Annotated in this window: 24 protein-coding genes; 15 read left to right on the top strand and 9 right to left on the bottom strand. The window is 66.3% G+C overall.

Annotated features, from left to right (window positions below; all coding sequences use genetic code 11):
- Window positions 1-8: 8 nt before the first annotated feature.
- On the top strand, window positions 9-365 hold the full coding sequence (locus tag NWE53_RS18210; protein ID WP_265050788.1) for a hypothetical protein: 357 nt from the start codon (window positions 9-11) through the stop codon (window positions 363-365).
- 152 nt (window positions 366-517) lie between these two features.
- On the opposite strand, the gene NWE53_RS18205 is transcribed toward NWE53_RS18210, so the two are convergent.
- Window positions 518-1,744 carry an MFS transporter gene (locus NWE53_RS18205; RefSeq protein ID WP_265050787.1) on the bottom strand — a complete coding sequence of 409 codons (1,227 nt, stop codon included), beginning with the start codon at window positions 1,742-1,744 and terminating at the stop codon, window positions 518-520.
- A gap of 121 nt (window positions 1,745-1,865) precedes the next feature.
- On the opposite strand from NWE53_RS18205, the gene NWE53_RS18200 reads away from it, so the two are divergent.
- On the top strand, window positions 1,866-3,323 hold the full coding sequence (locus NWE53_RS18200) for an MFS transporter (RefSeq protein ID WP_265050786.1): 1,458 nt from the start codon (window positions 1,866-1,868) through the stop codon (window positions 3,321-3,323).
- Window positions 3,324-3,452: 129 nt separating this feature from the next.
- Window positions 3,453-4,811, top strand: coding sequence for an amidase (locus NWE53_RS18195; protein WP_265050785.1), 1,359 nt, complete (start codon window positions 3,453-3,455; stop codon window positions 4,809-4,811).
- A gap of 105 nt (window positions 4,812-4,916) precedes the next feature.
- On the opposite strand, the gene NWE53_RS18190 is transcribed toward NWE53_RS18195, so the two are convergent.
- Window positions 4,917-5,333 carry an organic hydroperoxide resistance protein gene (locus tag NWE53_RS18190; protein WP_265050784.1) on the bottom strand — a complete coding sequence of 139 codons (417 nt, stop codon included), beginning with the start codon at window positions 5,331-5,333 and terminating at the stop codon, window positions 4,917-4,919.
- Window positions 5,334-5,650: 317 nt separating this feature from the next.
- Here NWE53_RS18190 and NWE53_RS18185 point away from each other — a divergent pair, with 317 nt between their 5' ends.
- Complete coding sequence (locus NWE53_RS18185) at window positions 5,651-6,703, top strand: alpha/beta fold hydrolase (protein WP_265050783.1); 1,053 nt, start codon at window positions 5,651-5,653, stop codon at window positions 6,701-6,703.
- A 256-nt stretch (window positions 6,704-6,959) separates the two neighbouring features.
- Here the strand turns inward: NWE53_RS18185 and NWE53_RS18180 are convergent, their stop codons facing one another.
- Both NWE53_RS18180 and NWE53_RS18175 read right to left on the bottom strand, forming a co-directional pair.
- Entirely contained in the window at window positions 6,960-8,705 is a 1,746-nt protein-coding gene (locus tag NWE53_RS18180) for a cytochrome c biogenesis protein DipZ (RefSeq protein ID WP_265050782.1), read from the bottom strand.
- Between the two features lie 173 nt (window positions 8,706-8,878).
- Window positions 8,879-9,064: a hypothetical protein gene (locus NWE53_RS18175; RefSeq protein ID WP_265050781.1), complete on the bottom strand. Its 186-nt coding sequence runs from the start codon at window positions 9,062-9,064 to the stop codon at window positions 8,879-8,881.
- Window positions 9,065-9,298: 234 nt separating this feature from the next.
- On the opposite strand from NWE53_RS18175, the gene NWE53_RS18170 reads away from it, so the two are divergent.
- From NWE53_RS18170 to NWE53_RS18155, 4 genes are all read left to right on the top strand, one after another.
- A complete protein-coding gene (locus tag NWE53_RS18170) occupies window positions 9,299-10,039 on the top strand; it encodes a response regulator (protein ID WP_265050780.1) in 741 nt (246 codons plus the stop codon).
- Window positions 10,036-11,355 carry an ATP-binding protein gene (locus tag NWE53_RS18165; protein WP_265050779.1) on the top strand — a complete coding sequence of 440 codons (1,320 nt, stop codon included), beginning with the start codon at window positions 10,036-10,038 and terminating at the stop codon, window positions 11,353-11,355. Before NWE53_RS18170 ends, NWE53_RS18165 begins: the two co-directional genes overlap by 4 nt.
- 189 nt (window positions 11,356-11,544) lie before the next feature.
- Window positions 11,545-13,095, top strand: coding sequence for an ABC transporter substrate-binding protein (locus tag NWE53_RS18160; RefSeq protein ID WP_265050778.1), 1,551 nt, complete (start codon window positions 11,545-11,547; stop codon window positions 13,093-13,095).
- Window positions 13,096-13,123: 28 nt separating this feature from the next.
- Entirely contained in the window at window positions 13,124-14,464 is a 1,341-nt protein-coding gene (locus NWE53_RS18155) for an MmgE/PrpD family protein (protein WP_265050777.1), read from the top strand.
- On the opposite strand, the gene NWE53_RS18150 is transcribed toward NWE53_RS18155, so the two are convergent.
- Complete coding sequence (locus tag NWE53_RS18150) at window positions 14,451-15,368, bottom strand: LysR substrate-binding domain-containing protein (RefSeq protein ID WP_265050776.1); 918 nt, start codon at window positions 15,366-15,368, stop codon at window positions 14,451-14,453. The genes NWE53_RS18155 and NWE53_RS18150 overlap by 14 nt on opposite strands.
- 92 nt (window positions 15,369-15,460) lie before the next feature.
- On the opposite strand from NWE53_RS18150, the gene NWE53_RS18145 reads away from it, so the two are divergent.
- From NWE53_RS18145 to NWE53_RS18120, 6 genes are read left to right on the top strand one after another with little or no spacing between them, the layout of a single operon-like run.
- Complete coding sequence (locus NWE53_RS18145; protein ID WP_265050775.1) at window positions 15,461-16,579, top strand: NAD(P)/FAD-dependent oxidoreductase; 1,119 nt, start codon at window positions 15,461-15,463, stop codon at window positions 16,577-16,579.
- Window positions 16,560-16,856 carry a (2Fe-2S)-binding protein gene (locus tag NWE53_RS18140; protein WP_265050774.1) on the top strand — a complete coding sequence of 99 codons (297 nt, stop codon included), beginning with the start codon at window positions 16,560-16,562 and terminating at the stop codon, window positions 16,854-16,856. The genes NWE53_RS18145 and NWE53_RS18140 overlap by 20 nt, the downstream gene beginning before the upstream one ends.
- Window positions 16,853-18,256, top strand: a complete 1,404-nt coding sequence (locus NWE53_RS18135) for an FAD/NAD(P)-dependent oxidoreductase (RefSeq protein WP_265050773.1) — start codon at window positions 16,853-16,855, stop codon at window positions 18,254-18,256. The genes NWE53_RS18140 and NWE53_RS18135 overlap by 4 nt, the downstream gene beginning before the upstream one ends.
- Window positions 18,253-19,383 (top strand): NAD(P)/FAD-dependent oxidoreductase, encoded by a 1,131-nt coding sequence (locus NWE53_RS18130; protein ID WP_265050772.1) that lies wholly within the window; start codon window positions 18,253-18,255, stop codon window positions 19,381-19,383. The genes NWE53_RS18135 and NWE53_RS18130 overlap by 4 nt, the downstream gene beginning before the upstream one ends.
- Complete coding sequence (locus NWE53_RS18125) at window positions 19,380-20,324, top strand: ABC transporter permease (protein WP_265050771.1); 945 nt, start codon at window positions 19,380-19,382, stop codon at window positions 20,322-20,324. The genes NWE53_RS18130 and NWE53_RS18125 overlap by 4 nt, the downstream gene beginning before the upstream one ends.
- Window positions 20,321-21,190 carry an ABC transporter permease gene (locus NWE53_RS18120; protein WP_265050770.1) on the top strand — a complete coding sequence of 290 codons (870 nt, stop codon included), beginning with the start codon at window positions 20,321-20,323 and terminating at the stop codon, window positions 21,188-21,190. The genes NWE53_RS18125 and NWE53_RS18120 overlap by 4 nt, the downstream gene beginning before the upstream one ends.
- A 25-nt stretch (window positions 21,191-21,215) precedes the next feature.
- On the opposite strand, the gene NWE53_RS18115 is transcribed toward NWE53_RS18120, so the two are convergent.
- Both NWE53_RS18115 and NWE53_RS18110 read right to left on the bottom strand, forming a co-directional pair.
- Window positions 21,216-22,196, bottom strand: a complete 981-nt coding sequence (locus NWE53_RS18115) for an AraC family transcriptional regulator (RefSeq protein WP_265050769.1) — start codon at window positions 22,194-22,196, stop codon at window positions 21,216-21,218.
- Window positions 22,197-22,772: 576 nt separating this feature from the next.
- On the bottom strand, window positions 22,773-22,994 hold the full coding sequence (locus NWE53_RS18110) for a hypothetical protein (protein ID WP_265050768.1): 222 nt from the start codon (window positions 22,992-22,994) through the stop codon (window positions 22,773-22,775).
- Here NWE53_RS18110 and NWE53_RS18105 point away from each other — a divergent pair.
- Entirely contained in the window at window positions 22,978-24,150 is a 1,173-nt protein-coding gene (locus NWE53_RS18105) for a tripartite tricarboxylate transporter substrate-binding protein (RefSeq protein ID WP_265050767.1), read from the top strand. The two genes, NWE53_RS18110 and NWE53_RS18105, sit on opposite strands and share 17 nt — an antisense overlap.
- 32 nt (window positions 24,151-24,182) lie before the next feature.
- Here the strand turns inward: NWE53_RS18105 and NWE53_RS18100 are convergent, their stop codons facing one another.
- Both NWE53_RS18100 and NWE53_RS18095 read right to left on the bottom strand, forming a co-directional pair.
- Complete coding sequence (locus tag NWE53_RS18100; RefSeq protein WP_265050766.1) at window positions 24,183-24,929, bottom strand: SDR family NAD(P)-dependent oxidoreductase; 747 nt, start codon at window positions 24,927-24,929, stop codon at window positions 24,183-24,185.
- On the bottom strand, window positions 24,929-26,218 hold the full coding sequence (locus tag NWE53_RS18095) for an ABC transporter substrate-binding protein (RefSeq protein WP_265050765.1): 1,290 nt from the start codon (window positions 26,216-26,218) through the stop codon (window positions 24,929-24,931). Before NWE53_RS18095 ends, NWE53_RS18100 begins: the two co-directional genes overlap by 1 nt.
- Window positions 26,219-26,227: the final 9 nt, after the last annotated feature.

The following is a 26,227-nucleotide window of genomic DNA, read 5'->3' as shown; positions in this document are numbered from 1 at the left end:
CAGGTATCATGGCGAACAACTTCGAGCAGTTTGCTCGTAACTCGTTGCAATTTCGGCCGTCGGATATCCGCCTTGTCCTGGAACGGGTGCATTCGCACGTTGTGAAGCCGCGGATGTCGCCGGAAGAGCTGCTCGACGTCGTTCGGGGCCTCGGCTTTGAAACGGTCGAAGCCTTCGGCGATCAGATCGGGCTGGAACGGCGGACGGCAGAAAGCTGGGCCCGGTACGGGCTTTCGCGGGACGCCGCGCAGCTGCTGCTGGCCTTGCTGAGCTATCGGCAGCGGCTTGTCGACGCGATGGATGATTTCGAGAAGACGACGCAGATTCCGTTGGACGGCTTCTTCGAGAACCAGCACCTGCCGTGACGGCTGGGTCAAGCCTCGAGACACGGCTAAGTCCGGATCGCGAAACGCTCTGCGACTGCTGACACTCTATGTTCCAGGGTATCCATGGTCGGGGACAGCGTCGAGCCCCAGGCGCCGCTATGTGTCGCGACGCCTGACCTTGCCTGGGCGGGTCAATGCCCGGCCCGCGCGCCGGCCGGGTTGGTGCTCAATCGCGGCAGGAACCAGGCCAGCAATCCGATCAGCGGAATGAACGAGCAGATCTTGTAGACCGCCTCGATGCTGATGATGTCGGCGAACTCGCCGAGCAGCGCTGCGGCCAGGCCGCCGAGGCCGAAGGACAGGCCGTAGAAGAAGCCGCCCACCAACCCGACGCGGCCGGGCAGCAGTTCCAGCGCGTAGATCAGGATCGCCGCGAAGGCGCTCGACATGATCAGGTTGATCAGGATCGTCAGCACGCCTGTCCAGAACAGATCGGCATAGGGCAGGATCAGCGTGAACGGCAGCGCGCCCAGGATCGAGAACCAGATGATCTTGTTGCGGCCGATCCGGTCTCCCAGCATGCCGCCACCGAGCGCTCCCGCCGCCGAGGAGGCCAGGAAGAGGAACAGCATCACCTGCGAGTTCTGCACGGAAATGCCGAACTTTCCGATCAGGTAGAAGGTGTAGAACGAGGTGAAGCTCGCCGTATACGCGTTCTTCGAGAACAGCAGCACGATCAGGATCGTGATCGCGAAGGCGACCGAACGCCGACCGGGCCTGGCCGGCGCGGCGCCAGCCGGGGCCGCAGTCTTGGCGGGACGCGCCTTGTCGAGCCGGGCATAGCTCGCGGCGGTCCAGACCATCAGGACCATGGCGATCAGAGCCGCGACCGAAAACCAGGCGAGGCTGCCTTGCCCGCGTGGCACGATGATGAAAGCCGCCAGCAGCGGCCCGAGCGCTCCGCCCGTCTGCCCGCCGACCTGGAAGATGCCTTGCGCCAGCCCATGCTGCCCGCCCGAAGCATTGCGCGCCATGCGCGTCGCCTCCGGGTGGAAGATCGAGGAGCCGACGCCGACGCATGCGGCCGAAGCCAGCAGCAGCCCGTAGCTGCCGGCATAGGACAGGCCCACGAGGCCCGCGAGCGTGAACCCCATGCCCACGACCATCGAATAGGGCATCGGATGTTTGTCGGTGTAGAGACCGACCGCGGGCTGCAGCAGCGAGGCCGAGACCTGGAAGGTCAGCGTGATCAGGCCGATCTGCCCAAAATCCAGCCGGTAGCTTTCCTTGATGATCGGGTAGATCGCCGGGATCAGCGACTGGATCATGTCGTTGAGCAGATGCGTCAGGCTGAGCGCGATCAGCACGGGCATCATGGCGCTTTGGGTCGGGGAGGCGGTCGGTGCGCTGGCGGTCATCTCGGAAACTTCCGGCAGGTCTCCGGCAGGAAAGCTTTCCGGTAGACAGCAAGACGGGCTCTAGACGATCCCGAGGGCGCAGACAATTCGTTAGCCGGTCTGAAAGCAACGCGCGTGCTGCATGACGCAGTCGAAGGGGCTCGTCGGCTCCCGGCGGCGAGCAGCGGGCGCGAACAGCGCGCAAACGTTCCGATCGGCCGCCCTCCGGTGCCACATGCATCTGGTGCAGGTCGGCCCGCTCTCAACCGGTCTCGACCGCGCCTCTGCATTGCAAGAAGACCCGTCCAAGGCTGCCATCCGCCGAATCCGCGTTGCGGACGTTCGCGGACGCACCGTCGTGGGCATGCGGCTTGGAGGAGCGGGATTGAAGCTGCCATTGTGGGTGAGCGCCCTGAGCGCGACTCTCGTTGTGCAAGTCGTCAGTTCGTTCGCTGCCGCCGCGATCCCGCTTCTGGGGCCGATCCTGACCCGGCGCTGGGGCCTGGCGCCTCAGGATATCGGGTATGTCTCGGCCGTGGTCTCGACCGGCATTTGCTGGTTTCTGGCATGTGGCGGCCCGATGCTGGATCGCTACGGACCCATCCGCACCTTGCAGTTCGGCCTCGTCTTCGTTGCCGCGGGCCTGGCGTGTCTGGCGCAGCCGATGGCCTCGGTCGGCTTCATCGGTGCGCTGCTGGTCGGGCTGGGGTTGGCGCCAAACACGCCTGCCGGCAGTCAGATCCTGATGCGCGCCGCGCCGCCGGACCATCGCACCCTCATTTTCTCGATCAAGCAAGCGGGAGTGCCGCTCGGGGGAGCCATTGCCGGCATCGCCGTCGCCCCGCTGGTCCTTGCATTCGGCTTCGTCGGTGCCGTTTCGGCGCTCGTCGCCATCGTGCTCCTCTGCACGTTGTCGGTTCAAGCTTTTCGGCACAGTCTCGATACGGAAAAAGGGCCGCAAAACAAGGCTTGGGCTCGCCTGTTCCTGTCGCCCTCGTCGCTGACGAGATCGGCCCGGGTTCTCAACTCGCACCCGGTCTTGCCGATGCTCACCGCCATGGGCGTGTCGTTCTCGATCACCCAGGCATGCATTACGGCGTTCACGGCGACCTATATGGTCACGCAGCACGGAAAGAGCCTGGCGGAAGCGGGCTTCTACATGTCGGCGCTGCTGGCGGCGAGCACCGTCGCCCGCATCTTCTTCGGATGGCTGGCGGACCGCCTGGGCGCTGGCCTCTTGCTCCTGTCGGTTCTCGCGCTGGGGGCAGGCGGTTCGATCCTGTTGCTGGTGTGGTCCGCCGCCGCCAGCCCCTGGCTGATATATGGCTGCATGGCGCTGGTCGGCGCAACCTCGATGGGGTGGAACGGCGTGCACATGGCCGAATTGGCCCGGGCCTCACCTCCTGCGCTGATCGGGGAGATCACGTCCGGTGCCAGCCTGTTCGGCTTCGTCGGCTCGATCTGTGGGCCGCTGGCCTTCGCCATCGTCGCCAGTAAAACCGGAGGCTTCACATGGCCATTCGTGCTTGTTGCCGGTCAGCTGATCGTTTTCGGCGCGTTCGCCCTTTGCCGCAGGCCAAGTGCTGCGCCGACCGGATAGTCCGGCCGAGTGGAACGGCCTTCCCGCTGCGCAGCTATGCGGTGCGCCCACCGCGTGCCAAATAGGGACCGCTCACCTCCGAGAGCAGTTGTCAGCTCCTCGAAATCCACGACGTCGATCCGGTCTGATATGCCCATGGCCCGCACACTCTCCGCTCTTGCCGACGATCTCGCCTCGGGACGGACGAGCTCGCTTGCCCTCGTGCGCGAGGCGCTCGCGCGGATCGACGCGCCCGACGGGGAGGGCAGGCTCGCCTTCATCAAGGTCCATCGCGAGGCTGCGCTGATCGCGGCCGAGGCGATGGACAGGCTGCGCGCCGCGGGGCTCGCGCCATCACCCTTCGCCGGCATCCCGATCTCGGTGAAGGACCTGTTCGACCTTGCGGGCGAGCCGACGACGGCAGGCTCCACCGTGCTCGCCGATGCGGCGCCGGCCGAGCGCGATGCGCCGGCGATCGCGCGGCTGCGGCGTGCGGGCTTCATCGTCATGGGCCGCACCAACATGACCGAATTCGCCTTCTCGGGCCTCGGTCTCAACCCGCATTACGGCACGCCGGCCTCGCCCTATGACCGCGCGACGCGCCGCATTCCGGGCGGCTCCTCATCGGGGGCTGCCGTCTCGGTGGCCGATGGAATGGCCTTCGCCGGGATCGGGTCGGACACCGGCGGCTCCTGCCGCATCCCGGCGGCGTTCTGCGGGATCGTCGGCTACAAGCCGACCGCGTCGAGCGTGCCGCGCGAGGGCGCCTTTCCGCTGTCGCAGACGCTCGATTCGATCGGGCCGCTCGCCAACAGCGTCGCATGCTGCCGCGTCCTGCATGAGATCATGAGCGGGGCGGAATTGACCCAGGAGGGGCCGACCGGCCTCAAGGGCTTGCGCATCGCCGTGCCGCAGACCGTCGCGCTCGACGGGCTCGACGCGCATGTCGCTGCGAGCTTCGCGCGGGCGCTGGATACGCTGTCCAGGGCCGGCGCCATCGTCACCGAGGAGCCCTTTGCCGGTTTCGCCGAGGTTGCGCGCCTGAACGCCAAAGGCGGCTTCGCGGCTTCCGAGGCCTATGCCCATCACCGCGCGCTGATCGAGGAAAAGGGCGACGGCTACGATCCGCGGGTGCGGATGCGCGTGCTGCGCGGCCGCAACCAGGATTGCGCCGACTATATCCAGCTCACGCACGCCCACGCCGCCTTCGTCGCGGCGATGCGCGAGGAGGCCTCGGCCTTCGACGTGCTGGCCATGCCGACCGTGCCGACGATCGCACCGACGATCGCCGAACTGGCGGAGGACGACGAGGCGTTCACCCGCATCAACCTGCTGATGCTGCGCAACCCGAGCTTGATCAACATGATGGATGGCTGCGCGATCTCGCTGCCGATGCATCCTGCGGGCGAGGCGCCGGCCGGGCTGATGCTGGCCAGGGCCGGGGGAGGCGATGCCGCATTGTTCTCGATCGCCGCGGCCGCGGAAGCCGCGCTGGCGAGTGGTCGCTGACGGCTGGACGATCCCCAGGCGAAAACGCTGGCATCGGCAAAGCAGCGGCTCGATGGAAAGCCGATGCGAGGCCAGTCATCGACCGGCCTCGGCTCTCCTCGACGCCTAGACGAGCTTCAGCTCGACATCGATATTGCCTCGCGTCGCCTTGGAATAGGGGCAGGTCCGATGCGCCTCGTCCACGAGTTCCCGCGCCAGCTCCGGATCGAGGCCGGGCAGGCTGACAGTGAGGCGGGCCTGCAGAAAGTAGGCCCCGTCGGTCATGCCCAGGTCGACCTCGGCATCAACAGCGAGATCGGCCGGGAGAGCCACCTTGCGCTTGCCGGCGGCGAGGCCGATCGCTCCGATGAAGCAGGCCGACCAGCCGGCGGCGAAAAGCTGCTCGGGGTTGGTGCCCGCCCCCGAACCACCCGGAGGCGACAGCTTGATGTCGAGCCGGCCGTCGGAGCTGCGCGAGGCGCCGTCGCGCCCACCCGTCGTATGGGTCTTGCCGGTATAGAGAACCTTGTCGATTCTGCTCATGGAACACTCCATCTCTGTTGCCGCTCCTGTCGGCGGCTGGCGATGGGGTGTTTCCCAAGCCGAGATGTCCGGTTTGTTTGCGGATCGGGCCGATCTGCAAGGAAGCGTCTGCTTTTCCCGCTGCGATACAGTGCGATACGATGTCTTGCGGCGTTTCGCGGGCGCCGAGGGCGCGGAAGCCGGCCGGCGGATTGTATCCGTTCGTATCCGGAGCACCCGATCCTACGCAGGCTTGCAGTTCCGGTCCGGGAGGACACAACGCGGATACAGCGGACGGGCTCTCTTCGCTTGCAGTCCACGCAATCGGGAACAGAACCATGTCGGAACAGATCGATCAGCCGCGCCGCAGCTTCCTGAGCACCCTGGCGCTCGGAGCAGCCTTCGCCCCGTTCGGCGCGATGAGCGGGGCCGGAGCCCAGACGCTCTCGCCCTCTCCCACCTCGCCTGCCGCCGCCGGGCGGGACGGCCACACCACCTTCGCCACGCTGAAGCAGGTCGCGGCGGGCGTGCTTAATGTGAGCTATGCCGAGGACGGCCCGGCCGATGGCCCGCCGGTGCTGCTGCTGCATGGCTGGCCGTATGACATCCATAGCTATGTCGACGTCGCCCCGATCCTGGCCAAAGCCGGCTACCGGGTCATCGTACCCTCCCTGCGCGGCTATGGCGGCACCCGCTTCCTGTCATCCGAGACGCCGCGCAACGGCCAGCAGGCGGCTCTTGCCACCGACATCGTCGCGTTCATGGATGCGCTGAAGATCGAGAAGGCGGTCATCGCCGGCTTTGACTGGGGCGCGCGGACCGCCAACATCCTGGCCGCACTCTGGCCCGAGCGCTGCAAGGCGATGGTCTCGGTCAGCGGATATCTCATCGGCAGCCAGGAACTCAACAAGACACCGCTGCCGCCCAAGGCGGAATTGCAGTGGTGGTATCAGTACTACTTCGCGACCGAGCGGGGCGCGGCCGGCTATGCGAAGTACACCCACCACTTCGCCCGACTGATCTGGGAGCTCGCCTCGCCGCAGTGGACCTTCGACGACGCGACCTTCGCGCGTTCGGCGGCTGCCTTCGACAATCCCGACCACGTTGCGATCTCCATTCACAACTACCGCTGGCGGCTCGGCCTGGCGCAGGGCGAACCGCAATTCGACGCGCTGGAGAAGAAGCTCGCCGCCTTCCCGAGCATCGGCGTGCCGACGATCACCATCGAGGGCGATGCCAACGGCGCGCCGCATCCGGAGCCGGCCGCCTACGCCAAGCGCTTCACCGGCAGATACGAGCACCGTCTGTTCAAGGGCGGCATCGGCCACAACCCGCCGCAGGAGGCGCCAGCGGAGTTCGCCAAGGCTGTGATCGACGCCGACAGGCTCTGACGCCTTCGTTCTTCCTCTCCGGGAGCCGCCCTTGTGGCGGCTCCTTCTGTTTGCAGGCGACGCGGAACCCTTCAGGGCCGCTTCCTTGTTTTTGGGAAGCATGAATGCGGCAGAGGCCGCTGGTCGCGTAGAACGCCACCATGGCGAATGGGGTCGTACCATGACGGCGTTCGTCCAACCTTGCCCGTGACCTTGGGCAACGACGAGGACCGAGGCCGGACTCGACCGTGCGGCGGAGCCCGATTGCTCTTCCCGATCAACCGAAGGTGAAGGCGTAGGCTTCCGCGCCCGCGTCGAGGAAGCGGATTTCGAAGACGCGCTCCCGCACCTCGCCGGACTGGCGGACGAGCTGGTAGAGCCGCGTTTCCGCGACCGTACCGTTGCCCTCCGCGTCGATATCGGCGCCGCGATCGGCCCCCGGTGCTGCGCCATCGACCGTGACCCGGAAGCGCACGGGCTTGCCGGCCGGACCCGGCCCGAGCACCAGATGCAGGTCCCGCGCGCTGAAGCGGAAGGCGATGCCGCCACCTGCCCGTTCGAGCCCCGCACTCTCAGGGCCGATCGTCCAGCTGCCGATAAGGCCCCACTGATTGAGCCTGAGCGTCCGGACGCTGTAATCCTGCGGCCGATCGCTTGCCACGCCCTCGGGCGAGGCGAAGCCCGCTGCCTTCAGATAGCCGAGATAGGTCTCGCCCGAACGGGCGTTGGCGAGGTCGGCCGGAGCCTGCGCGCCCGGCGCCTGCGGCGTCACGGACGCGCTCTCCGCGCCGCGATGACCCGCGGCTTCGGCCAGGAGGTCCTGGATGACCCGTTCCGTGCGCGCCTCGCCGCCTTCGCCGAACTGTCTGTAGCGGATCCGCCCCTGCGCATCGACGACATAGAGCGCGGGCCAGTAGCTGTTGCGGAAGGCGCGCCAGATCCGGAAATCATTGTCGGCCGCAACCGGATAAGCGATGCCGAAACGGGCGATCGCCTGCCGGATATTCCAGACCTTCTTCTCGAAGGCGAATTCCGGCGTGTGGACGCCGACCACGGCCAGGCCCTCATCCTTGTACGTCTCGGCCCAGGCACGGATATAAGGCAGGGTGCGGATGCAGTTGATGCAGGAATAGGTCCAGAAATTGACCAGCACGACCTTCCCGCGCAGCTGCTCTGCGGTCAGCGGGCCGGAGTTGAGCCAGCCCGTCGCGCCGGCGAAACCGGGAGCCGCGCCGAGGTCCGGCAGATTGCTGCGATAGGGCTGAACGGCATTCTCGGCCGTGCGAAGCCCGCCGGCTTCCGCAGGGCGCGGGCCGAGCTTGTCCAGCAGGCTCTGCTCGACGCCGACGGTACCGGCAAAGGAGAGCTGGGTCAGGAGGCCGGTATCGAGCCCGAAGCCGATCGCGAGCACGCTTGCCAGAACCGCGATACCGACGCCTTGGCGGATACGTTCGCCAAGCCCGAGAGAGCGCTTCAGCGCCGCGAAGATCGGGCCGCCCGCCCGCAAGGCCAAGGCAAGGGATGTCGCCGCACCGGCTGCATAGGCGGTCAGGACCAGGGCGGTTTCGGCGTTGGCTCCGTGCAGCGCAGCCCCGGTCAGCACCAAGCCGAGGATCGGGCCCGCGCAGGGCGCCCAGAGCAGACCGGTCGCGATGCCGAGCAGAAGTGATCCGCCAACGGAGCGCGGCCCTTCGACGTTGCCGGAAAGCCGATGGCCGAGCGCGACGATGGGGCGGGCGAAGATCGCGGCCGCGCGCTGCGAGATGAGCGTGATGCCGAACAGGGCTAGCAAGGCGAGCGCAGCATGGCGACCGATCTCGTTCGCCTGCACTGCCCAGCTGCCGCCGATGGCGGCAAGGCTGGCGACGGCGGAGAAGGTCGCCGCCATGCCGATCAGCATCGGCAGGATTCCACGGAGGAAGGGCCGGTCGGCGCGCGAAAAGACGAAAGGCAGGATGGGAAGGATGCAGGGGCTGAGGATCGTCAGCACGCCGGCCAGATAGGAAATGACGAACAAGGTCATGGCTGGTCCTCTTCAGGGCGGCGGAGGCGTTCCTGATGGAGCCTCCGCCGGATGCGCCAGCACTCGACCTTGCCGACGTATCTCCCGTGTTTCCCGAGGAGGCCGATCTGTAACGGCGTGTATCGACGGTGCCGGGCGAGCGGTTGCGAAAGCCCGCCCGGTAGTTGGTTCCGCTATGGGGAAACGGCCTTGGCCGCCTCGACGACCGGCTTCGAGACCTTGCGCCAGCCGGAGCCGCCGGCAAAGGCGCCGTGGACGATGACGATGTTGCGGATGGCTGCGGCTTCCACCGCCGAACATGTGCCGGCGATCGGCAGCATGAGCCCGCCGATGACGGCCGAGATGAGACGCTTGTGCATTGACGCTTCCTTCCTGCGCAGTCGAGGACGATGAAGGCAGGCAGGCCGAATGATGGGCGGCTGCGTGCGGGCGCACCCTGCCTAAACAGGACGAAGCGTTCGACGGGATTATTGTCCGCGCCGGTATCGGGCCTGACAGCCGATACACGCGCTTACAATTCTCCCGCGGAAGGCCCGAGCAAACCGCGGAGGCTCTGCTATTTCTACGGCGACGGAAGCGGAAAGCCCTTGCTGATGGACCATATCGACCATGTGCTCGTCGTCGACGACGATCGGGAGATCCGGGATCTGGTCTCGGGCTATCTGAAGAAGAACGGCCTGCGCGTGACGACGGCCGCGGACGGGCGGCAGATGCGCGCCTTCCTCGACGCCGACCGGGTCGATCTCATCGTCCTCGACCTGATGATGCCGCGCGATGACGGGCTCGTGCTCTGCCGCGAATTGCGCGCGGGCAAGCACAAGGCGACGCCGATCCTGATGCTGACCGCGCGCAATGACGACACCGACCGGATCGTCGGACTGGAGATGGGCGCCGACGATTATCTCGCCAAGCCCTTCGTCGCCCGCGAACTGCTGGCCCGGATCAAGGCCGTGCTGCGCCGGACGCGCATGCTGCCGCCCAATCTGCAGGTGACGGAAGCCGGCCAGCTTATCGCCTTCGGCGACTGGCAGCTCGACACTACCGCACGCCACCTGCTCGACAAGGAAGGCACGGCGGTCACGCTCAGCGGGGCGGAGTATCGCCTGCTGCGCGTCTTCCTCGACCATCCCCAGCGTGTGCTCTCGCGCGACCAGCTGCTCAATCTGACACAGGGGCGCGAAACCGAATTGTTCGATCGCTCGATCGACCTGCTCGTCAGCCGCGTCCGGCAGCGCCTGCGCGACGATGCGCGCGAGCCCGCCTATATCAAGACCGTGCGCAGCGAGGGCTATGTCCTCGCCATGCCGGTCGAGATCGTCACGGCGCGGCAATGAGCGTCGCCACCAGAATGGGAGGGCTCCTGCATCTGCCGCGCACGCTGCGCTGGCGGCTCTTCCTCATCCTCTTCGCCGGCCTCGCCGTGGCGCATGCCCTGTCGTTCGGCGTGCAGTTCTACGAGCGCACGATGAGCGCCAAGGCGACGATGTACACGACGCTGGAGAACGACGTCGCCACCTCGATCGCGCTGCTCGACCGCCTGCCGCCGGAGGAGCGGGCGCAATGGCTCGACCTGCTGGCGCGGCGCACCTATCGCTACGAGCTTGGGCCGGGGCTGCCCGGCATTCCGGAACTGAGCCGGCGCGCGGCGGAAGTGGCCGAGACCATCAACGTCGCTGCCGGAAAGCGCTTCCCGGTCCGTGTCGAAAGCATTCCCGGCGAGCGGGAGCATCTCCAGGCACATGTCACGCTCAGCGACGGCTCGCCGGTGACGATCGACGTGCTGCCGGCGCTGATGCCGCTGGCGACCTGGCTGCCCTATGTGCTCTTCGCCCAGCTCTGCCTGCTCGTGCTCTGCACCTGGTTCGCCGTGCGGCTGGCGATCAGGCCGCTGCTGCGGCTGACCAATGCCGCCGAAGCGCTGGACCCCAACCGCAAGACCGCGCGGCTCGAAGAGAACGGCCCGGCCGAGGTCGCGCATGCGGCGACGGCCTTCAACGCCATGCGGGACCGGATCGCGCATTACCTGCAGGAGCGCGTCCAGATCCTCGCCGCGATCTCCCATGATCTGCAGACGCCGATCACGCGGATGAAGCTGCGCGCGGAGATGGCGGAGGACAGCCCGGAGAAGGACAAGCTCGTCAACGATCTCTCCGAGATCGAGCGTCTCGTTCGCGAAGGCGTGGCCTATGCGAAGAGCGCGCATGGCGACACGGAAAAGCCGGCGCGCATCGACCTCGGCTCCTTCGTCGAGAGCATCGCCTTCGATTATCAGGACACCGGCAAATCGGTCGCGGTGTCGCGTCTGGTCGATGCCGTCGTGATGACGCGTCCCCATGCCCTGCGGCGCATCCTGACCAACCTGATCGACAATGCCCTGAAATTCGCCGGAGCCGCCGAAATCCAGCTTGAAAGGGCGCCCAGTGGAAAGCTGCGGATCCTGGTCCTCGATCGCGGCCCCGGCGTTCCCCACGATCAGCTCGATGCCGTCCTGCAGCCCTTTTTTCGGCTCGAACAATCCCGCAGCCGCGACACCGGCGGCACGGGCCTCGGCCTCGCCATCGCTCAGCAGCTCGCAGTCGCGATCGGCGGTGGATTGACGCTGGCAAACCGCCCGGACGGAGGACTTCAAGCAGAGGTGGTGCTCAACTGAGATCGTCCGCTTTGGGGCCTTCAGATCAACTCGGCGCGAGCCGCGGCACATCTCGATGCTTCACCGTCATCCCGTGCAGTTCCGGGGTGATTCATAACCGTTCAGAATACCCCATCCCCGATTTCGACTTGGACAGCCTGGGATCGCTGCGCCCACATTCGGGCAAAGAACAGAAATCGAGGGGATTACATGATCAGGAACTCTGTCATCGGGCTTGCCGGCCTGGTGTTTGCCGCCTGCCTGCCTGTCGCGGGCTCGGCTCAGGAAACCGTGCTGCGTGTCGCCGGCGATGGGGATGTTTCGACACTCGACGCGCATCGTGCCAGCGCCACCAGCGACAAGACCGTCATCGGTTGGTTGTATAACGGTCTCGTCCGCTTCAAGCCGGGCAGTGCCGATCCCAAGGATATCGAGCCCGATCTCGCCGAGCGCTGGGAGCAGTCGCCCGACGGCAAGGTCTGGACGTTCCATTTGCGCAAGGACGTCAAGTTCCAGGGCGACTGGGGCACGCTGACCGCCGACGATGTCGTCTATTCGCTGCAGCGCTCGGCCGACCCCAAGCGCTCGACCTTCTCCTCGGATTTCGCCGCAGTCGACAAGGTCGAGAAGCTGGACGACCTGACCGTACGGGTCACGCTGAAATATCCGGACGTCAACTTCCTCGGCCGCGTCACCAATTATCACGGCGGCAATATTGTCAGCCGCAAGGCTGCCGAGGAACTGGGAGACAAGTTCGGCGGGCGCCCCGTCGGCACCGGCCCCTTCGCCTTCGTCGAGCAGGTGACCCAGCAATACGTCAAGCTCGCCGCCAACCCGAACTATTTCCGCGGCAAGCCGAAGATCGACACGATCATGGTTCGCGTCATCCCCTCGGACAGCGCCCGCGAACTCGCCTTTACCTCGGGCGAGGTCGACCTGATGTATGCCAAGCGCGAGCAGCGATGGGTCGATTCCGCCCGCCGCCGCCCCGGCTTCAACGTCGAGATCTTCCGACCCGGCGAATATCGGTTGCTTCACATCAACCAGAGCGTGCCGCCGCTCGACGACATCCGGGTGCGCCGTGCCATCGCCGCCGCGGTCAATGTCGACGACCTCGTGCGCTATGTCGGCAAGGATGTGGGTCCCAAAGGTTGCTCGGTCGTGCCGCCCGGCTATCTCGGAGAAGACTGCTCCGTCCGCTACGGTTTCGACCTCGCCAAGGCGAAGGCTTTGCTGGCCGAAGCCGGTCACAAGGACGGCATCACGATCAAGGCGATCGTTTCGAACATCTCGGCGCAGCAGCCGATCATGGAGATCATCCAGGCGCAGCTCGCCAAGGCGGGGATCAAGCTCGAGATGCAGGTCGTCGACCACGCGACCTATCAGAGCCAGACGCGCAAGGACCTGAGCGGCCTCGTCTTCTACGGCGCGGCGCGCTTCCCGATCGCCGATACCTATCTCAGCGAATTCTTCCACTCGCGCGCCACGGTGAATACGCCGACCGCGGCGACGAATTTCTCGCATTGCAAGGTCGCCGACAAGGAAATCGAGCAGGCCCGCACCGCCTCGGACGCCGAGGCGCAAAAGGCTCTCTGGAAGGAGGCCCAGCACAAGATCATGGACGACGTCTGTGCCATCCCGCTCTTCGAGCTCCGACAGGTTTGGGCGCGCAGCGACAGGCTCGATTTCGGCTACGAGCTGAAGGGCGCGATGAATCTCGCCCCGCCGATCACCGAAGCGGCCACGCTGAAAGCACGCTGAGGGCGGCCGGCGCCGAGGACGTCCGACTATGGAGACGGTGCGTCGGCTCGCGAGCTATATCGCGGCCACCCGCCGGCCCTTGACGCCGGAGTTGCGGGAGGCGGCCTGCCGCAGCGTGCTCGACCTCGTCGCGGCTGCAGCCGCCGGCATCGGGGCGCCGGGTCCCCGCGCGGTTCGGCAAGCCGCCCGCGCGACGATGGCCGATGGCGCCCTTCCGGTCTGGTTCACCGGGCAGAGCTCGGGTCTTACCGGCGCGATCTGGTGCAATGCTTCGGCAGCGGCGGCCCTTGATCTCGACGACGGGCACCGGATCGCGCGCGGGCACCCCGGAGCCGCGATCATTCCAGCCGCCTTCGCCGCGGCTCAGGAGACGGCCGCAACCACGGACGAGCTGCTGCAGGCGATTGTCGTCGGCTACGAGGTTGGCGTCGCGGTCGGGGCCGCCCGGCGCTTCTATGCCAATACCGGCATGTGGTCGGGCTACGGCGTGGTCGCGGCCCTCGGCTTTCTGAGACACACCCCTGCGGAACAACTGGCGCACGCGCTCGCCATCAGCGGCATGAGCGCGCCGAACCAGCTTTATGCCGGGGCGGGTCCTGCCTTCCGCGCCCAGGAAGGCAGCGACGTCAAGGAGGGTATCGCCTGGTCGAGCGTCACGGCTGCGCACGCCGTGCTGCTGGCCGAAGCCGGGCATACCGGCCCGCTGACCTTGCTCGACAATCACGAGCATTTCCGGCTCGAAGGGCTGGCAGACGGGTTCGGCCGGCAACACTACATCATGCGCAACTATATGAAATTCCTTGCCTGCTGCCGGCATGTCCATGCCCCTGCCGATGCATTCCTCGGTCTTCTCGCGGAGAATCGCATCGACCCGCGCCGCATCGACTCCATCGACGTCGCCACCTATAGCGGCGCGCTGCGCCTGGCGAACCGGCCGCGCCCGCAGGGTTTCACGGACATCCAGTTCAGCATCCCGTATTGCCTCGGCCTGATCGCGATCGACGGGCCGGAGGCGCTCCTGCCGCTGACCGAGGCGGCGGTCGATCGGCCCGATATCGTCGCGCTGGCGGAAAAGGTTTCGCTGCACCTCGATCCCGAGCTCGACGCCCGTTTTCCGGCCGAGACGCTGTCCCGCGTCACCATAAGGGCCGAGGGCCGCGCATTCGTCTCTCCGGTTACGGCGCCGCGCGGGGAGGCCTCTGATCCCCCGTCATGGGCCGATCTCGAAGACAAGCTGGAGCGGGCCTGCCGCTTCGTCGCCGCGCCGGCACAGCGGCATGATGTGATCGCCGCGCTTCGCCGCCTGCGCGAGGGCGATCACGCGCCATTGCTGCAAGCCCTGGCGACGGTGAGGCTCACCCCGGCGTAAGGATCGTCCGCGATATCTCCGCTGCTGCCTGTCGGGCGCCGTCAAGGAACGCCTCGACGAGCCGGGCATTGCGGCTGTCGCGGATGCGGCAGAGTTGGAAATCGAGCTGAACGGCGGGATCGAAGCTTCGGATCGCCACCTTGCCCCGCAAGCCCCCGATGGCGGAGGGATGAACCAGCGATATGCCGACGCCGGCGGAGACGAACTCGCAGAGCGTCGGCGAAATGCTCACGACCATGACGATATTCGGCGCGACACCGTGTGCGTCGAAGACCTGGCCGATACGCCGGGCCGTGAAGCTCTCCGGATCGAACGAGACGAAGGCGACGCCGTCGATATCCGCCGGGGTGATCACGCTCTTTTCCGTCAGCGGATGGTCGAGCGGCAGGATGCAGACGAGCGGATGGGCCATCAGCGGCTCGGCGACGATGTAGGGATTATCGATCGGCGCGACGGTGAATCCGACATCGAGCTTTCGGGTGACGAGCCCATCGGCGATCCATTGCGAACTGCGCGACTGCACCGAGCAGAACACCCCCGGCTGGCTGGCGAGAAAACGCGAGGTCGCCTGCTGGATAAAGGAGCCCGAGAGCGCCGGCATGACGCCGATCAGCAGCCGGCTCTGCTCGTCACGGCGGATCGCTTCCACCGCATTCTCCACCTGGCGCACCCCGGCAAAGATGCGGTCGATCTCCTCGTAGAGCCGCATGCCGCGCCGGGTCGCCGTCAGCCGCCCTTTCACCCGGTCGAACAGCTGCAGGCCCGTATCCGCTTCGAGATGGGCGATCAGCTTGCTCATCGCCGGCTGAGAGATGTTCATCATATCGGCGGCGCGGCTCACCGTGCCGTATTCGATGACCGCCTTGAAGGCCTCGATCTGCCGCAGGTTGAGCCGTCGGACCATTGCATAACCCTGCGGAATAGGAGGCCGATAAAAACGACTTTGACGAAATACAACATGGCTCCCTAACGTCGAAGCCGGCAAGGGAAAATCGCATGCGGCCCGACATCGTCGTCATCGGAGGAGGAACTGTCGGGGCAGCCATCGCCTACGGCCTCGCCAAGCGACGCCAGAACGTGTTGCTGCTCGATGGCGACGATGGCGACTTCCGCGCGGCGCGTGCGAATTTCGGCCTGGTCTGGCTGCAGGGCAAGGGGCTCGGCATGCCCGCCTACCAGGCCCTGACACGCCGGAGCATCGCGCTGTGGCGTTGCCTTTCCGATGCACTCCAGGCCGAGACCGGAACCGACCTGTCATACGAGCAGAATGGCGGCCTTGCCTTCTGTCTCGGCGAACAGGCCTTTGAAAAGCGGCGCCTCGATCTGCTGCGCCTGCACAACCAGCGCGGCGAAGGCGAGCCCGACTGGGAGATGCTCGACAGATCGGCGCTGGAGCGCCTGCTGCCCAAGGCGGGTTTGGGGCCGGAGGTGACGGGAGCGAGCTTCGGCCGGCACGACGGCCATGCCAATCCGTTGCGGCTTCTGGCGGCGCTGCATGGCGGGCTGACACGTCTTGGCGGTCGCATTCGCCACCGTTCACGCGTCGAGCGCATCGAACCGGCGGGCCCGGATTTCCGTCTCGTCCTGGAGGGCGAAACGTTGACGGCGCCACGCATCGTCATTGCCGCCGGGCTCGGCTCGGCGGAGCTCGGCCGGCAGGTCGGCCTCGATGTGCCTGTTCACCCCGAGCGCGGCCAGGTGCTCGTCACCGAGCGGCTCGCCCCCTTCCTGCCGCTGCCGGCGAGCGGCCTGCGCCAGACGGCGGAAGGCACGGTGATGATCGGCGCGACCAAGGATGAGGTGGGCCTCGATACTTCGACGACGGCAACGGCGGCTGCCGAGCTGAGCCGCAAAACCGTCAAGGTGGTCCCGGCGCTCGCGGCGGCGAGGCTCGTCCGCCAATGGGCAGGCTTGAGGATCATGACGCCCGACGGCTACCCGATCTATGCCCAATCACAGAGCCATCCCGGCGCCTTCATCGCGCTCTGCCATTCCGGCGTGACGCTCGCTGCCATCCACGCCGAGCTTCTGGCCCGGGCGATCATGGACGGCTCCTTGCCTGAGACCCTTTTTCCTTTTCACCAGAGACGCTTCGATGTTCCGCAAGCTGCATGATCCGGGGCCGGCCGCTGTCACGGTCTATGTCGACGGGCACCCTTTGCTGGCCGAGGCCGGGGAGAGCGTCGCCGCCCTGCTATTGCGTCAGCCAGAAGGCTGGAGCCGGACCACGCCGGTGTCGGAGAGCTCCCGCGCGCCCTACTGCATGATGGGCGTCTGCTTCGAATGCCTTGTCGAGGTCGATGGACAGGGCTCCGTGCAGGGCTGCCTGACGCCGGTCCAGGACGGCATGTCCGTCACGCGCCAGCAAGGACGCCGGAGCCTCTCGGCATGAGCGATGCCCACACCGACCTCCTCATCGTCGGCGCGGGGCCGGCGGGCATGGCCGCCGCCGTGACCGCACGCCGCCATGGCCTCTCGGTGCGCGTCATCGACGAGCAACCGGCGCCCGGCGGCCAGATCTGGCGCGCGATCGAGACCGTCGCTGCGACGCCGCGCCTGGCAAGGCTCGGTGACGCGTATCGTGCTGGCGTCGATCGCGCCGCCGCCTTCCGTGCCTGCGGCGCGCTCTACGAGGCGCAAAGCCAACTCTGGCAGATCGAACCGGGCTTTCGCGCCTTCCTGACGCGGGAAGGGCGGGCCCGCAGCGTGACTGCAGAGGCCGTCATCCTCGCCACCGGTGCGCAGGAACGCCCGGTGCCGTTCCCGGGCTGGACGCTGCCGGGCGTGCTGACGGTGGGCGCCGCGCAAATCCTGCTGAAAACGGCCGATTCCGTGCCCGAAAAGCCGGTCTGGATCGCTGGCTGCGGGCCGTTGCCCCTGCTCTACATGACGCAGCTTCTGGCCGCCGGCGGGCGGATCGCGGGCTTTCTCGATACCACGCCGCGCGGCCGGCTAGGTGCGGCGCTCCGGCATCTGCCGCAGGCGCTCGGACGCCTCGGCGACCTCGCCAAGGGCCTGTCCTGGTCGCTGGCGCTCAGGCGGGCCGGCTTTCCGATCATCCGCCATGTCACGGAGCTTCACGCCAAGGGCGCCGGTCATCTCGAACAGCTGCGCTACCGCACGGAGGACGGCATCGAACGCAGCGTCGCCGCCGAGGTGCTGCTCGTGCATGAAGGCATCGTGCCCAACATCCACGCGCCGCTCGCGCTCGGCTGTGCGGTCAGCTGGCATCCCGGCCAGTCCTGCTACATCCCGACCCTCGATGCCTGGGGCGAGACCTCGCAAGCGGGCGTCTTCGTCGCAGGCGACGGCGCGGGCATCGGCGGCGCCGAGGCGGCCGAGCCGCGCGGGCGGATCGCGGCACTGCGCGTCGCCGCCAAATTGGGAAGGCTCGGAGAAGATGCGGCGGCGGCAGCGGCACGCACGGAACGGGCGGTGCTTTCGCGTGCGCTCGCCCTGCGGCCCTTCCTCGATGCGCTCTACGCGCCGCGCCGGCAGGTCTTCGCCCCCGCCGACGAGACGCTGGTCTGCCGCTGCGAGGAGGTCACGGCGGGCGAGTTGCGCATCCTCGCCAAGCAGGGGCGCCCCGGCCCGAACCAGCTGAAGGCCTTCACCCGCGCCGGCATGGGCCCCTGTCAGGGGCGGCAATGCGGTTACACGATGGCGCATATCCTCGCCGCGGCTCAGAACCGGCCGGTCGAGGAGGTCGGGTTCTATCGTATCCGACCGCCCCTGAAGCCGGTGACGCTGGGCGAACTCGCCAGCCTCGACGAGCGGGAGCCGGCCGCATGACCGCCGAACCGGTCGATGTCGCGGTGGTGGGCGGCGGGTTGCACGGCCTGTCGGCCGCGCTGCATCTGGCTCGCGCCGGCCGGCGTGTCGTGGTGATCGAGCGGCGCTGGACGGGACGGCATGCATCGGGCGCCACCGCAGCCGGCGTGCGGACGCTCGGCCGCGACATCGCCGAGATCCCGATCTCGCTCGAAGCCATGGCGATGTGGCACCGGATCGCGGAGATCGTCGGCGACGACTGCGGCTTTCATGCGCACGGGCAGCTCCGCATCGCGGAACGGGAGGAGCACATGCCGGACCTGCTGCGGCGCGAGGCGAAGATGCACTCGCTCGGCTATGGCCACGAAGAAATGATCGATGCGAAGGAGCTTCGCCGTCTCGTGCCGGCGCTGAGTCCGCATTGCGTCGGGGCTCTGGTGGCGCGACGCGATGGCGCCGCCGATCCGCATCGGACCATCCTCGCCTTCCGCCGCGCCTGCCTCGCGGAAGGCGTCGTCATCGCCGAGGGCTGCGGCGTCGAGGCGCTCGACCGGCAGGGATCGGACTGGCTGCTCATCTGTGGCGAGCGCCGCTTCCGCGCTCCGGTCGTCGTCAACGCCGCGGGGGCCTGGGCCGCCCGGCTGGCGGCGCTGTTCGGCGACGGGATCGCGCTCGGCGTCCGCGCCTCGATGATGATGGTGACGGAACGCCTCGCGCCGCTGCTTGACCCGGTCGCCAGCGTGGTCGGCCGGGCGCTGTCATTCAAGCAGTCGGACCAGGGCACGCTGGTGATCGGGGGCGGCCTGCAGGGTGCGGCCGATCTCGACCTCGAACGCAGCACGGTGAACTTCAGCGAGCTCGCCAAGGGTGCGCGCGCCGCGAGCGACCTTTTCCCGGCGGTACGGGGCGTTCGCATCGCCCGCTGCTGGACGGGCATCGAGGCGCAGACATCAGACCATCTGCCGGTGATCGGCGCTTCGCCGAACGCGCCCGGGCTGTACCATGCCTTCGGCTTCTCGGGGCACGGCTTCCAACTCGTCCCGGTCGTCGGGGCCATCCTTGCCGAACTCGTCGTCGAGGGCCGGACCCGGCGCGAGATCACCGCCTTCGCTCCCCAGCGCCTGATGCAGGAAAGGGCCGCCGCATGACGAGCTTCGTTCTCAGGCGTCTCCTGCTCGCCATACCCACGCTCTTCGTGATGCTGACGGCGATATTCGTGCTCGTGCGGCTCGTACCGGGGGATGCGGCCTCCGTCATCCTCGGCGACCAGGCAAGCGCCGCATCGCTCGCGGCGCTGCGCGAAAAGCTCGGCCTCGACCAGCCGGTCCATCTCCAGTATCTCGCCTTCGTCGGCAACCTCCTCACCGGGGATCTCGGCCAGTCGCTCAGCAGCGGCCGCAGCGTCGTCCAGGAGGTCCTGCTCGTCCTGCCCTCGACGATCGAGCTGACGATCGCCGCCATCGCGATCGGCCTCGTCTTCGGCCTGCCGCTCGGTGTCGCGGCCGCGCTCAGCCGCAACGGCTGGGTCGACTATGTCGCGCGCGTCGTTTCGCTGGTCGGACTGTCCTTCCCGGCTTTCGTCTCCGGCATCCTGATGCTCATCATCTTCGCCATCCAGCTCGGTTGGTTCCCCGTGCTGGGCAATACCAGCGGTTCCGGCGACCTGACCGACAGGCTGCGTGCGTTGGCGCTGCCGGCCCTCAATCTCGGCATCATCATGACCGCCTATGTGATGCGCGTGACCCGCGCGGCGATGCTCGGCGTCCTGACCGAGGACTATATCCGGACGGCCCGAGCCAAGGGCGTGAGCCCCGGCCAACTCGTCGTGACGCATGCCCTGCGCAACAGCCTGATCCCGATCATCACGGTGGTGGGGCTCTATTTCGGCACGCTGATCGGCAATTCGGTGCTGACCGAGATCATCTTCAACCGGCCGGGGCTGGGCAAGCTGATCATCGGCGCGCTGAACTCCCGCGACTACACGCTGCTGCAGGGGCTGATGATCATCTTCGCCATCTGCGTGATCATCGTGAACACGGCGACGGACATGGCCTATGGCCTCGTCGATCCCAGGGTGAAATACACATGAGCGCCGTCCCCAGCACGACCGTCGACCTGCGGCCGGGTGGCCTATGGCTCGCCTTCAGCCAGAACAAGCTCGCCTGGATCGGCCTCGTCCTTCTCGCCTTCATCGTCTTCGTGGCGGCCTTTGCGCCCTGGCTTGCGCCTTACGATCCGCTGGAGCAGAACATCGTCGCGCGGCTCGAGCCGCCATCGGCCGAATTCTGGCTCGGGACCGATTCCTACGGCCGCGACGTGCTCTCGCGCCTGATCTACGGCGCCCGCATCTCGCTCTTCGTCGGCTTCGTCGCGATCCTCATCGCCATGCTGATCGGCACCGCGATCGGCGTGGCCGCCGGCTATATCGGCGGAATCTTCGACCAGCTCGTGATGGGCGTGCTCGACGTGTTGCTCGCCTTCCCGACCTTGCTGCTCGGCCTGATGATCGCGGCGATGCTGGGCGCCAGCCTTGAGAACCTGATAATCGCGATCGCCGTCACGGAGATCGCGCCTTTCGCTCGCGTCGCCCGCGCGCCGACGATTACGCTGCGCCAGCGCGATTTCGTCGAGGCCAGCCGCTCCTATGGCTGCGGGCCGTTCCGGATCATGACCCGGCACATCCTGCCCAACATGCTTTCGGACGTGGTGGTGATGAGCTCGCTCTGGCTGGCATCCGCGATCCGGACCGAGGCCTCGCTGAGCTTCATCGGGCTCGGCGTGCCGCCCCCCGCCGCGACCTGGGGCAGCATGATTCGCGAGGGCTTCGAGAACATCCTCGACGCCTGGTGGCTCGCGGTTTTCCCGAGTCTCGCGATCCTCGCGACGGTGCTGGCGCTCAACCTGCTCGGCGATGCCCTGCGCGATGCATCCGATCCACGCATGCGGTCCAGGTGACGACGAGATCAGTCCCGTGCTGGGGTCAGCGCGCGAGCCTGCCTCGCTTCACGGTCTCGCGCGGGCTTTCTCCGAAAGCCTTTCGGTAGGTCAATGACAGGCGACTCGGGTGCACGAAGCCCCAACTGGCGGCGATCTCGGCAACGCTCCGGTCGCCACCTGCTACAAGCTCGTCCCTGAGCCCTTCGAGGCGATAACGCATCAATGTGGAAAGAGGGGTTTCGTCGCGATAGCGTTTGAAAGAGTACTGCAGAGCTCTCACCGAGATGCCGAGGTGCGCGGCAACATCGCTTACGCCGATGGGCTCCTTGCGATGGGCAAACATGAAGTCCTCTGCCTTTGCCACCTCCGCCAAGGCGATGGTTTCTCCGCGCGCAGATAATCCCAAGAGTTGGTCTTTGCCCAAGCTTGCCACTGCCAGCTCGATAAAAGCATCCTTGCATCTTCTGAGTTTGATATTGGATGACTCGAGCATATTATGGCTGAAAAGCAGATCCATGATGATGTTCGTGTAGTTGAAAAACGCCGATCCCAATAAGCTGCTTTTGTCGATAACGAATACAAAATCGCTCAAACTGCGAATCGGATACCCAAGATGGGTAGCGAGATTGGCTCGCACGGTGTCGACGCGCGCCATGAATATTATATCGCGGCGGCCAGCAGAGTATGCGATGGATTTTATTGTTCTCGCGTTGCAGAATGTTATCAGATTATCATTGCTTATGGAATCGTGTTTTGAAAATCTGATTTCGGAAGATCCGGAAATCGGAACATGGCAAAGTACGAAATCACCTTCAGTCGACGGATTAAATCTGATCCCGTTGGTGAATTCGCTTCGCCCCATGACGAAATCATCATAGGCGACGAGGTCGGAGCGGACATCGAGTCTTGAGCGTTCGACTGGAGTTGCAATACAGGGAGCGAAGAGGCGGCTCGGCGTCTCCGAAACATAATCCACGTCATCCGACGCGATATTGATTTTCCAGTTTGATTTCTCTTCGGTCAAGGCGGTCCCCGCTAACAGCTTCACGCGTGCCCTAACCGCCGGCTCTAAGCCATCGCCATAAAGTGCGCCGATATCACCGGTAGATCGACGATATCGTCTTCCAAGCCAACCACCTGACGCAGAGCCTGCCTTGGAAACAGCGACGTTGGCGTTGTCTCCGAGGTGCGCACTCTGGCGTGCGCTCCGGAGAAGCCGCCAGGGACATCTTCAACTTGCCTCTTAAATATACCCTGTTGGCCCCGATGGGTGTCAAGCGTCACTATCGCCTCTAAGCAGGAGGAGTCAGCGCATCGGGTATCAAAATATTGTAACTTTAGCCTTCCATCTAGCAAGAAAACGAACAGTATATCCATAAAGCGAATATCAATTCATAAAAATAGCCAGCTAATTCAGCGAATTAACTATTTAGTGTCAGATTATTGCCAGTTTTCGCTCACGGAATGTCAACGACAGTTGCGGAAGCGGAGCTTGATTCCTGATCAACCAAGAACAGAGGCGCTTCTGTTGGAGGCTTCCCATACGATCGGCAATGCCGGGGCGTCGAGACATAGTCTAGATGCGGCGCTTTCGGCTCGCCTACCCCTCGAACTCGACGCTTCCCGTGTCAAGCACGCGGATCTGACGTTCGTCCAGCTCGTCGTTTCCGCAGCGAAGTCCTTCGAAGCGTGCAGGCTGCCGTTTTCCATCCTGCGCGCTTCCAAGCCCGCCAGCGCGGCATTCGCCCGCGCCGGCGTAGTGCTGCCCGCGCATCTCAATCCTTTTGAAGGGGAAGGAGCTGGCCATGGCGACGATACTCACGGTCGATGATTCTCCGAGCATCCGCCAGATGATCCGGCTGGTGCTCGCTCCAAACGGGCACGTCATCGTCGAGGCCGGCGATGGTTCCGAGGGGCTTGAGAAGGCGAAGGCCGAAAGCTTCGATCTGGTGGTCACCGATCTCAACATGCCGGTGATGAACGGCATGCAGATGATCCGCGGCCTGCGTGCGCTGCCGTCCTTCACGGGCGTGCCGATCGTCTTCCTGACCACCGAATCCGACGATGCCGTCAAACAGGAGGCCAAGGCCAAGCAGATCCTGCTGGTCGTGCCCTATCCCGCCGGAGGCGCTGTCGACCTTGCGGCGCGGTTGGTCGCGGAAAAACTGCGTCTCGATTTCGGCCAGTCGATCGTCGTCGAGAACCGGCCCGGCGCCAACGGCATGGTGGGAGCGGCAGCCGTGGCGCGGGCACAGCCTGACGGCTATACGCTGCTGATGGCGCCGCGGGAGGTGTTCGGGATCAATCCGATCCTGATGCCGCAGCAGGCGATCGATGGGAAGCGCGATTTCGCCTATATCGGCGTCGTTGCTACGGGCCCCTACGTTCTCGTCGTCAATCCCGGGCTCGGCGTGAACAGTTTCGCGGAGCTGGCTGCGCTCGCGAAGCAGCGCGAACTCGCCTATGCCAGCTTCGGCAAGGGCAGCATGGCCCACCTCAACATCGAGGCGCTGGCGCGGCGGCTTGGCGTCAAGATGGTCCATGTGCCCTATCGCGGGGCGCCGCCAGCCGTCACCGCGGTCGCGACGGGCGAAGTCGCCTTGACCATCACCACGCCGCCGGCCGCGATCTCCCTGATGCAGGATGGGAAGTTGAAGGCGATTGCGGTCGGTAGCGACCGCCGTCTGCCCCAGATGAACGACGTGCCGACGATGGCGGAACTCGGCCTCGCCGACGACCCCCTGATCCCGAATTTCTTCGGTCTCGTCGCCCCGGCCCGGACCCCTGCGCCGATCGTCGAGCGGCTGAATGCGGCTGCCGCGAAAGCGATCACCGCTCCCGAAATCGCGGCCAAGCTCGAAGCCAGCGGCCTCGTTCCCGCGCCCGGCTCGCCTTCGGACATGGCGCGTCTCGTCAACGCGGACGTCGAGCGCTTCGGTCGGCTGATCCGGGAACTGGATATCAAGGTCTCAGAGTAAGCCCCTGCGCTCGCAGGAAGCGGCGGCTCCCATCAAAGCCGCATGCCGCCATCCACCGCGATCTCGGCGCCGTTGATATAGCTTCCCTCTGGAGAGCAGAGCAGCAGCGCCAGACCTGCGCAATCATCGGGGAGGCCGATCCGGCCGAGCGGGATGCGTGCGAGAGCCTGCTCCTCGCGGCCGGGCTGAGCCAGGATCGAGCGATTGCGATCGGTGCGGATGGCGCCGGGCTGGATGACGTTGAAGGTGATGTCCCCGGCTCGCGTGGTCCGGGCGAGGTTCAGGATCATGTTCGTCTGCGCGGCCTTGGTGGCGGCGTAATAAAGGCAGTCGGCGTTGGCGCGCGCCTCCTGCACGGAGCCGATCGCGATGACGCGGCCAAAACCGCCGGCTTGCATTGCGGGGAGAAAGGCTTTCAGGAGCCGCGCCGTCGCGTGCAGATTGACCTCGCTCTGCACTGCCAGAGCCTCGTCGCTCAATTCGGCAAGCGTCTGGCGGATCTCGACCGAGGCGCAGAGCACGAGGATGTCGGGCGCGAGCGCCTGCCTATCGAGTTCGGCGTGCATCCGGCCGATGGCGTCCGGCTGGGCGAGATCGGCGATGAGCGGTGTCGCCTGTCCGCCGCTGCCAAGGCGACGGGCGACCGCATCGGCCTCTTCGTCGCGATCGTGGATGACGATATGCGCGCCCGCGCCGGCCAGGGCCGTCGCGATGGCGAGGCCGATCCCGCGCGCCGCGCCGGTAACCAGCGCGACGCGTCCCGAAAGTGCGCCCGTCATCAGCCGAGCAGCGGCTTCACACGGGCGGTCGCATCGTCCATCGCCTGCTGCGCCGGCTTGCGGCCGAGCACCGCGGCCTGCGTCTCCTCGATGAAGATGTCGTGAGCGCGTGCCTGTTCGTCGAACGCCGGGAGATGGATGCGCGAGGCCTTGAGCGCTGCGGCCTCGTCGGCGGCATAGGGCATCGCCGCCTTCAGCTTCTCGTCGGCATAGGTCGAGATGCGCACGGGGCCGTTGCCGTTCAACGCCATCGCGGTCGTGCCGGCCTTGGAGGAGAGCGCGCGGATGAACTCCCAGCTCAGCGGTTTCTGCTTGGCGTTCTTCGGGATCATCAGCGACCAGAACTCGACCGTCGGCGCGAAGGCGACCTTGCCGGCGAGATCGGCCGCCATCGGCGGCAGCAGCGATTTGAAGCGCCCGCCATACTTGCCCTTGGACGGGTCGTTATAGGTGACGAGCCGGGCGAAGGGGTTGATCGTCATCGCGGCCCGGCCCTGCTGCATCCAGGTCGTGATTTCCTCGTTGTTCACGGTGGCGAAGTTCCGCGGCAGCACGCCGGCCTTGTAGAAATCGGCGAGCAAAGAGAGCGTCTTCACCATCGGCGGCTCGGCCGCGACGATCTTGCCGTCCGATGTCATGTAGTCGCCGCCGAGGCAGCGGGCGAGGGTGAGGAAGTTCGAGGCGAAGACGGCGGTGAAGGCGAGGCCGTAGACCTGCGTGCCGTCCTCGCGCTTGAAGGTGAGCTTGCGGGCGAGCTCCGTCAGCTCCTCGAAATTCGTCGGCAGCTTGGTGACGCCGCGCTCCTCCAGCAACGCTTCGTTGTAGATCAGCGCGTTCGTCGCATGGCGCACCGGGATGCCGTGCAAGGCATCGCCGACCTTGAGCGGCCCGATGAGACCGGGCGCGAAATCGTCGAAAGCCTCGATCGGCGCCTGCTTCATCAGCGCGTCGAGCGGCTCGAAGAGCTGGAGATTGCGGGGCACAGCGCGGCCATTGACGAGATAGGCGACGTCGATCGAGGTCTCCGACAACGAGGCTTCGCGCAGCAGCCGCTCAAGCACGGCGTTGACGTCGCCGAAGGTCACCCAGTTCACATCGGCGCCATTGGCTTTGCGGAAGCCCTCGGTCGCGTCACCGCCGGGGCCCGTCGTCGCCGCCGTCTGGTGGACGCGATGGCCGAGCGCCGTCAGCGTCTTTGCCTGGGCGAGGGCGCCTTTCGGCAGAAGTGCCGAAGTGGCGGCGGCACCAGCGAGAGCGCCGAACCGGCGGCGCGAGATCCGAAACGTCATCGATGTCCT

It is taken from the genome of Bosea sp. NBC_00550 (assembly GCF_026020075.1).
Classification (GTDB): Bacteria; Pseudomonadota; Alphaproteobacteria; order Rhizobiales; family Beijerinckiaceae; genus Allobosea.
The sequence above is the reverse complement of the archived record's forward strand: the minus strand, read 5'-3'. Positions and strand labels throughout refer to the sequence as shown.

Coding starts and splice junctions, on each gene's coding strand:
- NWE53_RS18210 (WP_265050788.1), top strand. CDS start 9: ATGGCGAACAACTTCGAGCAGTTTGCTCGTAACTCGTTGCAATTTCGG.
- NWE53_RS18205 (WP_265050787.1), bottom strand. CDS start 1,744: ATGACCGCCAGCGCACCGACCGCCTCCCCGACCCAAAGCGCCATGATG.
- NWE53_RS18200 (WP_265050786.1), top strand. CDS start 1,866: ATGACGCAGTCGAAGGGGCTCGTCGGCTCCCGGCGGCGAGCAGCGGGC.
- NWE53_RS18195 (WP_265050785.1), top strand. CDS start 3,453: ATGCCCATGGCCCGCACACTCTCCGCTCTTGCCGACGATCTCGCCTCG.
- NWE53_RS18190 (WP_265050784.1), bottom strand. CDS start 5,333: ATGAGCAGAATCGACAAGGTTCTCTATACCGGCAAGACCCATACGACG.
- NWE53_RS18185 (WP_265050783.1), top strand. CDS start 5,651: ATGTCGGAACAGATCGATCAGCCGCGCCGCAGCTTCCTGAGCACCCTG.
- NWE53_RS18180 (WP_265050782.1), bottom strand. CDS start 8,705: ATGACCTTGTTCGTCATTTCCTATCTGGCCGGCGTGCTGACGATCCTC.
- NWE53_RS18175 (WP_265050781.1), bottom strand. CDS start 9,064: ATGCACAAGCGTCTCATCTCGGCCGTCATCGGCGGGCTCATGCTGCCG.
- NWE53_RS18170 (WP_265050780.1), top strand. CDS start 9,299: ATGGACCATATCGACCATGTGCTCGTCGTCGACGACGATCGGGAGATC.
- NWE53_RS18165 (WP_265050779.1), top strand. CDS start 10,036: ATGAGCGTCGCCACCAGAATGGGAGGGCTCCTGCATCTGCCGCGCACG.
- NWE53_RS18160 (WP_265050778.1), top strand. CDS start 11,545: ATGATCAGGAACTCTGTCATCGGGCTTGCCGGCCTGGTGTTTGCCGCC.
- NWE53_RS18155 (WP_265050777.1), top strand. CDS start 13,124: ATGGAGACGGTGCGTCGGCTCGCGAGCTATATCGCGGCCACCCGCCGG.
- NWE53_RS18150 (WP_265050776.1), bottom strand. CDS start 15,368: ATGGTCCGACGGCTCAACCTGCGGCAGATCGAGGCCTTCAAGGCGGTC.
- NWE53_RS18145 (WP_265050775.1), top strand. CDS start 15,461: ATGCGGCCCGACATCGTCGTCATCGGAGGAGGAACTGTCGGGGCAGCC.
- NWE53_RS18140 (WP_265050774.1), top strand. CDS start 16,560: ATGTTCCGCAAGCTGCATGATCCGGGGCCGGCCGCTGTCACGGTCTAT.
- NWE53_RS18135 (WP_265050773.1), top strand. CDS start 16,853: ATGAGCGATGCCCACACCGACCTCCTCATCGTCGGCGCGGGGCCGGCG.
- NWE53_RS18130 (WP_265050772.1), top strand. CDS start 18,253: ATGACCGCCGAACCGGTCGATGTCGCGGTGGTGGGCGGCGGGTTGCAC.
- NWE53_RS18125 (WP_265050771.1), top strand. CDS start 19,380: ATGACGAGCTTCGTTCTCAGGCGTCTCCTGCTCGCCATACCCACGCTC.
- NWE53_RS18120 (WP_265050770.1), top strand. CDS start 20,321: ATGAGCGCCGTCCCCAGCACGACCGTCGACCTGCGGCCGGGTGGCCTA.
- NWE53_RS18105 (WP_265050767.1), top strand. CDS start 22,978: ATGGCGACGATACTCACGGTCGATGATTCTCCGAGCATCCGCCAGATG.
- NWE53_RS18100 (WP_265050766.1), bottom strand. CDS start 24,929: ATGACGGGCGCACTTTCGGGACGCGTCGCGCTGGTTACCGGCGCGGCG.
- NWE53_RS18095 (WP_265050765.1), bottom strand. CDS start 26,218: ATGACGTTTCGGATCTCGCGCCGCCGGTTCGGCGCTCTCGCTGGTGCC.